The 5,194-nt window shown below is 57.3% G+C and carries 10 protein-coding genes; all 10 read left to right on the forward strand.

Annotation, left to right across the window (positions count from 1 at the left end):
* A partial coding sequence (locus AC1XOS_RS19380; protein ID WP_481963871.1) for an EF-Tu C-terminal domain-related protein occupies positions 1–150 on the forward strand: 150 nt, incomplete at its 5' end.
* A gap of 63 nt (positions 151–213) precedes the next feature.
* Positions 214–522: a 30S ribosomal protein S10 gene (gene rpsJ, locus AC1XOS_RS19385; RefSeq protein ID WP_184197095.1), complete on the forward strand. Its 309-nt coding sequence runs from the start codon at positions 214–216 to the stop codon at positions 520–522.
* Positions 523–582: 60 nt separating this feature from the next.
* Complete coding sequence (gene rplC, locus AC1XOS_RS19390; protein ID WP_481963864.1) at positions 583–1,263, forward strand: 50S ribosomal protein L3; 681 nt, start codon at positions 583–585, stop codon at positions 1,261–1,263.
* A 12-nt stretch (positions 1,264–1,275) separates the two neighbouring features.
* Positions 1,276–1,926 (forward strand): 50S ribosomal protein L4, encoded by a 651-nt coding sequence (gene rplD / locus AC1XOS_RS19395; RefSeq protein WP_481963865.1) that lies wholly within the window; start codon positions 1,276–1,278, stop codon positions 1,924–1,926.
* 1 nt (position 1,927) lies between these two features.
* The gene (rplW, locus tag AC1XOS_RS19400) at positions 1,928–2,248 is read left to right on the forward strand and encodes a 50S ribosomal protein L23 (protein WP_481963866.1); all 321 of its coding nucleotides are present in this window, start codon (positions 1,928–1,930) and stop codon (positions 2,246–2,248) included.
* A 3-nt stretch (positions 2,249–2,251) separates the two neighbouring features.
* Positions 2,252–3,082 (forward strand): 50S ribosomal protein L2, encoded by an 831-nt coding sequence (gene rplB, locus AC1XOS_RS19405; RefSeq protein ID WP_481963867.1) that lies wholly within the window; start codon positions 2,252–2,254, stop codon positions 3,080–3,082.
* Between the two features lie 92 nt (positions 3,083–3,174).
* Positions 3,175–3,462 (forward strand): 30S ribosomal protein S19, encoded by a 288-nt coding sequence (gene rpsS / locus AC1XOS_RS19410; RefSeq protein ID WP_309717097.1) that lies wholly within the window; start codon positions 3,175–3,177, stop codon positions 3,460–3,462.
* 11 nt (positions 3,463–3,473) lie between these two features.
* Positions 3,474–3,974: a 50S ribosomal protein L22 gene (gene rplV / locus AC1XOS_RS19415; RefSeq protein ID WP_481963868.1), complete on the forward strand. Its 501-nt coding sequence runs from the start codon at positions 3,474–3,476 to the stop codon at positions 3,972–3,974.
* Between the two features lie 3 nt (positions 3,975–3,977).
* Positions 3,978–4,853: a 30S ribosomal protein S3 gene (rpsC, locus tag AC1XOS_RS19420; protein ID WP_481963869.1), complete on the forward strand. Its 876-nt coding sequence runs from the start codon at positions 3,978–3,980 to the stop codon at positions 4,851–4,853.
* Positions 4,854–4,861: 8 nt separating this feature from the next.
* Positions 4,862–5,194: 50S ribosomal protein L16 (rplP, locus tag AC1XOS_RS19425; RefSeq protein WP_481963870.1), on the forward strand; the 333-nt coding region annotated here is incomplete at its 3' end.

Genomic DNA, 5,194 nt, shown 5'->3' on the forward strand with positions numbered 1-5,194 from the left:
GAGGGTGTCGAGATGGTGATGCCCGGCGACAATGTCACGATCAAGGGCGAGCTGATCGCTCCTATCGCGATGGAAGAGGGTCTCCGCTTTGCTATCCGTGAGGGTGGCCGAACCGTAGGCGCTGGCGTCGTCTCGAAAATCATAGCCTAGTGAGGCAGGGCGGGGGGGAGCATGGCTCTCTCCCGTTTTTTCTGCGCCTCAGAAAAGAAATTTATGCGAAACGATAAAGTACGAATCCGCCTGCGGGCCTTCGATCACCGTGTTCTGGATCAGTCTGCAGAGAAAATCGTAGACACCGCGCGCCGTACCGGTGCCAGGATCGCCGGACCGGTGCTCTTGCCCACAGAGAAGCGGATATTTACGGTGCAGCGCAACGCGACCATTGATAAAGAGTCGATGGAGCACTTCGAGATGCGCACGCACAAGCGTCTGATTGATATTCTCAATCCAGGCCCGAAGACGATCGATGCGCTGATGCGCCTCGACCTGCCTTCTGGTGTGGATATCGAGATTAAGCTCTAAGAAAATTAAGCCGCGTCACGCAACGGGTTAATCCCGCCAGGTGCGCCGTGGAGGTTTGTTATGTCAGTAAAGGGCATTCTTGGCCGGAAGGTCGGGATGACACAGATTTTTGATAGTGAAGGCCGGGTCGTTCCGGTGACCGTAATCGCGGTCGAGCCTTGCGTCATTGCTCAGCTTAAGACCGTTGACAATGATGGCTACAGCGCTGCACAGCTCGCGTTTGAGGAGTGCAATGTCAATCGCCTTACCCGACCCGAGCAAGGTCACCTTGCCAGCGCCGGAGTTCAGCCGCGCCGCTTTCTGAAGGAATACGATCTTCAGGACGGAGCCACGGTTGCCGTGGGGCAGACGGTAGGGGCGAGCGATATCTTTGCCGTTGACGAGAAAGTTGTTGTCGTTGGCGTGAGCAAGGGTAAGGGATTTGCGGGTGTTGTGAAGCGCTACCACTTCCATGGTGGCGACATGACCCACGGCTCGATGATCCACCGCAAGCCACAGTCAGGTGGTGCCACCGATGCCGCACGTACGTTCAAGGGCAACAAAAAGCCAGGTCGTATGGGCAACGAGCAAGTGAGCCAGCAAGGTTTGCGTGTGGTGCGCATTGATGCTGAGAAGAACCTCCTTTTGGTGAAGGGCGCTGTGCCCGGTGCCAATGGTGGGCTGCTTTCCATTGAGAAGGCTCGCCGTGCAGAGAAGGTTCGTGTTCGCCAGGAGACGCAGCGCTCCAGCAAGAAGAAGTAACGGAGTTTAACTATGCCTACGTTGGCGATAAAAACGAATAATGGAAAAACGGCAGGAGAGATCTCCCTCTCTGATCGCGTCTTTGGTGCCGAGCGAAATATCTCGCTGATGCACCAAGCGGTGATTGCAGAGCTAGAGAACTGGCGCCAGGATACCCGTAATGCCCCCGGCCGGGGTGATATGTTGGGTGGAGGACGCAAGCCCTTCAAGCAAAAGGGAACCGGGCGTGCGCGTCAGGGCTCTATTGTCGCCCCGCACTGGACCGGTGGTGGTGCCGCTCATGGCCCGCACCCCCGTGACCTTGGCAACAAGATCAATAAGAAGATGCGCCGCGCTGCTGTCTGGTCCGCGCTCTCTGCAAAGCTTGCCGATAGCGAGCTGGTAGTCGTCGAGAACTTTGGCCTCTCGGACAAAGTGAGCACCAAGACTGCTGCAAGCTTCCTCAAAGAAGTGACCGGCGGGGCTCGCAAGTCGCTGGTTATTATTGACGAGGCGGATGAGCTGACCGTGAAGAGCCTGCGCAATATCGAGGGTGTCAACATTCGTGTTGGCAAGCGTCTCTCGACCCGTGATGTCGTGGATGGAGGAGTCGTGGTGATTACCAAGGCTGCTGCCGAAGTCCTGAGCGGCTGGGCGGACGAGAAGGAAGAGAAGGAGGCGTAAGATGCCAGGGATCTATGAGATTATCGAGCGCCCGATCATCACGGAGAAGTCTCTCACGATGAACGGCGAGCGCAAGTACGCCTTCGCAGTCCACCCGGATGCGAACAAGTACCAGATTCGCGAGGCGGTGGAGAAACTCTTTACCGATGGCGATGGCGAAGGTAAGCTGACCGTCACTGCGGTCAATACCATGAATGTCAAGGGGAAGACCAAGCGCTACCGTGTGTTTGGACGCCACAGCGTAAGCAAGACCCCCGGCTATAAGAAAGCGGTTGTGACGCTGGCAGAAGGCCAGAGCATCACGCTGTTCGAGGGAGTGTAAGCAATGGGAATTCGACGTTTTAGGCCGATCACCCCTGGGCGACGCTTCATGGCGATCTCCGACTTTAGTGAAATCACCAAAAGCAAGCCGGAGAAGAGCCTGGTAGAGCCAATCAAGAAAAAGGCCGGTCGTAATAACACCGGTCGTATGACCATCCGTAACCGTGGCGGTGGTAACAAGCGGATGTACCGCATCATTGATTTCAAACGAAATAAAGATGCTGTAGCGGCAACTGTTGCGGCGATCGAGTACGATCCAAACCGCACGCCGCGTATCGCGCTTTTGCAGTACGAAGATGGTACCAAGGCCTATATTCTGGCTCCGGTCGGAATTAAAGTTGGGGATGACATCGCAAGCGGGCCGACGGCTGACATCAAGCCGGGCAATGCACTTCCGATCGCCAATATCCCGGTGGGTACGCTGATTCATAATATCGAGCTGCATCCCGGAAAGGGTGGCCAGATGGCCCGCTCTGCCGGAGCGTACGCTCAGCTCATGGCAAAAGAGGGCAAGTATGCCACTCTTCGCCTGCCATCGAGCGAGATGCGCCGTGTGCTCCTGACCTGCCGTGCCACTATTGGCCAGGTAGGGAATCTGGAGCATGAGAACGAGTCTCTGGGTAAGGCGGGTAAGTCCCGCTGGAAGGGGCGTACGCCTCACGTTCGTGGTGTGACCATGAACCCCCGAGAGCACCCGCACGGTGGTGGTGAGGGCAAGAGCCCTGTTGGCCGTAAGAAGGGCCCTGTCTCTGCGACGGGTGTTCCTGCGATTGGTTTCAAGACCCGTCGTAACAAGTCGACGAATAAGTTTATCGTCAAGCGACGCACGAAGTAGTTTGTGTGTCCGTGTTGGCTGGTGCAGAGGTTCTCTGCTCCAGCCACGCACCCGGCAGAGAGTCTCTGCGCCTGGGGCAGGAGTTTTAATTTATGGGACGATCTTTGAAGAAGGGGCCCTTTGCGGACCCTAAACTTCTCGCAAAGGTAGACACCCTCAATGAAGGCGGAAAGAAGACCATCATCAAGACCTGGTCTCGTCGTTCGACGATCTTTCCTTCGTTCATCGGGCATACTTTTGCGGTACATGATGGGCGCAAGCACGTGCCTGTCTTCATCACCGAGAACATGGTCGGGCACAAGCTCGGCGAGTTCGCACATACCCGGCCTTTTAAGGGCCACGCGGGCGGGACGGGTCAGTCCAGCCGCATGAGAAAGTAAGGGGGAGCACAATGGAAGCAAAAGCTACCGCCTGTTTCGTGCGGATGTCACCTCGTAAGGTGCGTTTTGTGCTGGATACGGTTCGCGGCAAGTACGCTCAAGAGGCGCTGGATCAGCTAAAATTCACGCCCAATCACGCAGCTGCAGAGATCGCCAAAGTGGTGAACTCGGCCTGTGCCAATGCGATCAACAACTTTGAGATGAGCCCGGACTATCTGAAGATTATCCGCTGCTATGTTGACGTAGGCCCGACCATGAAGCGAGTAAAGCCTCGTGCTCAGGGTCGTGCGTACCGCATCTTGAAGCGCACCAGTCATATCACCGTGATCGTGGCTGAGGGTGAGGCTCCACCACGCAAGACCGGTCGCAAGACGGAGAAGAAGCCGCCTCTGCGCGCTGCTCTCCCGGTTCCCGCTGAGGCTGCAAAGGCTGAGGAAGAACCCAAGGCTGAAGAGGCGACTGCGCCTGCTGAGACCACCGAGACGACTGAGACCGCCGAGGCAGGGGAATAAATCATGGGACAGAAAGTTAACCCAATCGGGTTCCGCATCGGCGTTATTCGTGATGCGGACTCCAAGTGGTATGCCGATAAGCAGTATGCACAGTTCCTTAAAGAGGACTATGTTATCCGCAAGACCATCAAGAAGCGAAAAGGCTTTGAGAATGCTGCCATCTCCAAAATTGAGATTGAGCGACAAGCCAACCAGGTTCGTGTGACGCTTCATACCGCCAAGCCAGGAATTATTATTGGCCGTGGTGGCTCGGGCATTGACTTGCTTCGCGTTGATCTTGAGAAGATCACCACGAAGACGGTTCATGTCAATGTGGCGGAGATTCGCCATCTGGAGACGAACTCGCAGCTGGTCGCAGAGTCGATCGCGCAGCAGATTGAGAAGCGTATCGGCTACAAGCGCGCCATGCGTCAGGCCGTGACCCGCGCCATGAAACTGGGAGTGTTGGGAATCCGCACACAGGTTTCAGGCCGTCTGGGTGGCGCTGAGATGGCACGTCGTGAGAAAGACCGCCAGGGGAAGGTGCCACTGCACACCCTGCGTGCTGACATTGACTACGGCTTTGCCGAGGCAGTGACGGCCTACTCCACCATCGGAGTGAAGGTCTGGATCTACAAAGGAGATATCCTCCCGGGCGCACGCCGCCCGGTGGAGAATCCCACCGCACCGCGTGAGCGTGGCGGACGGGATCGTGATGATGAGCGCCGTGGTGGTCGTGGTGGCCGTGGTGGTGATCGTGGTGGCCGTGGCGGCGACCGTGGTGGCCGTGGTGGTCAAGGCGGTCGTGGTGGTCAAGGTGGCCGTGGTGGTCAGGGCGGCCAAGGTGGTGGCGGCGGCTACACCGGTGGCGGTAGCTACTCGACGGCGGCAGGGGAGTAAGACAGAAAATGTTAATGCCTAAACGCGTCAAGTACCGACGCATGCACCGAGGCCATCGCCGTGGCAAGGCCAAGGGTGGTACAGAAGTTAGCTTTGGTGAGTTCGGCCTTCAGGCTCTTGAGTCCTGCTGGATGACTGCCAATCAGATCGAGGCGGCTCGTCGTGCGATGACCCGTAAGATCAAGCGTGGTGGTAAGATCTGGATCCGCATCTTCCCCGACAAGTCCTACACGAAGAAGCCCGCCGAGACCCGTATGGGATCGGGTAAGGGAGCCGTGGAGGGCTGGGTCTGCGTGGTGAAGCCGGGCCGGATGCTCTTTGAAATGTCGGGCGTTAGTGAG

This window comes from Armatimonas sp. (assembly GCF_964826245.1).

What these genes read in the sequence shown, in the direction of transcription:
- rpsC (WP_481963869.1), top strand. Translation starts at nt 3,978, where the DNA reads ATGGGACAGAAAGTTAACCCAATCGGGTTCCGCATCGGCGTTATTCGT.
- rplC (WP_481963864.1), top strand. Translation starts at nt 583, where the DNA reads ATGTCAGTAAAGGGCATTCTTGGCCGGAAGGTCGGGATGACACAGATT.
- rplW (WP_481963866.1), top strand. Translation starts at nt 1,928, where the DNA reads ATGCCAGGGATCTATGAGATTATCGAGCGCCCGATCATCACGGAGAAG.
- rplV (WP_481963868.1), top strand. Translation starts at nt 3,474, where the DNA reads ATGGAAGCAAAAGCTACCGCCTGTTTCGTGCGGATGTCACCTCGTAAG.
- rplB (WP_481963867.1), top strand. Translation starts at nt 2,252, where the DNA reads ATGGGAATTCGACGTTTTAGGCCGATCACCCCTGGGCGACGCTTCATG.
- rplD (WP_481963865.1), top strand. Translation starts at nt 1,276, where the DNA reads ATGCCTACGTTGGCGATAAAAACGAATAATGGAAAAACGGCAGGAGAG.
- rpsS (WP_309717097.1), top strand. Translation starts at nt 3,175, where the DNA reads ATGGGACGATCTTTGAAGAAGGGGCCCTTTGCGGACCCTAAACTTCTC.
- rpsJ (WP_184197095.1), top strand. Translation starts at nt 214, where the DNA reads ATGCGAAACGATAAAGTACGAATCCGCCTGCGGGCCTTCGATCACCGT.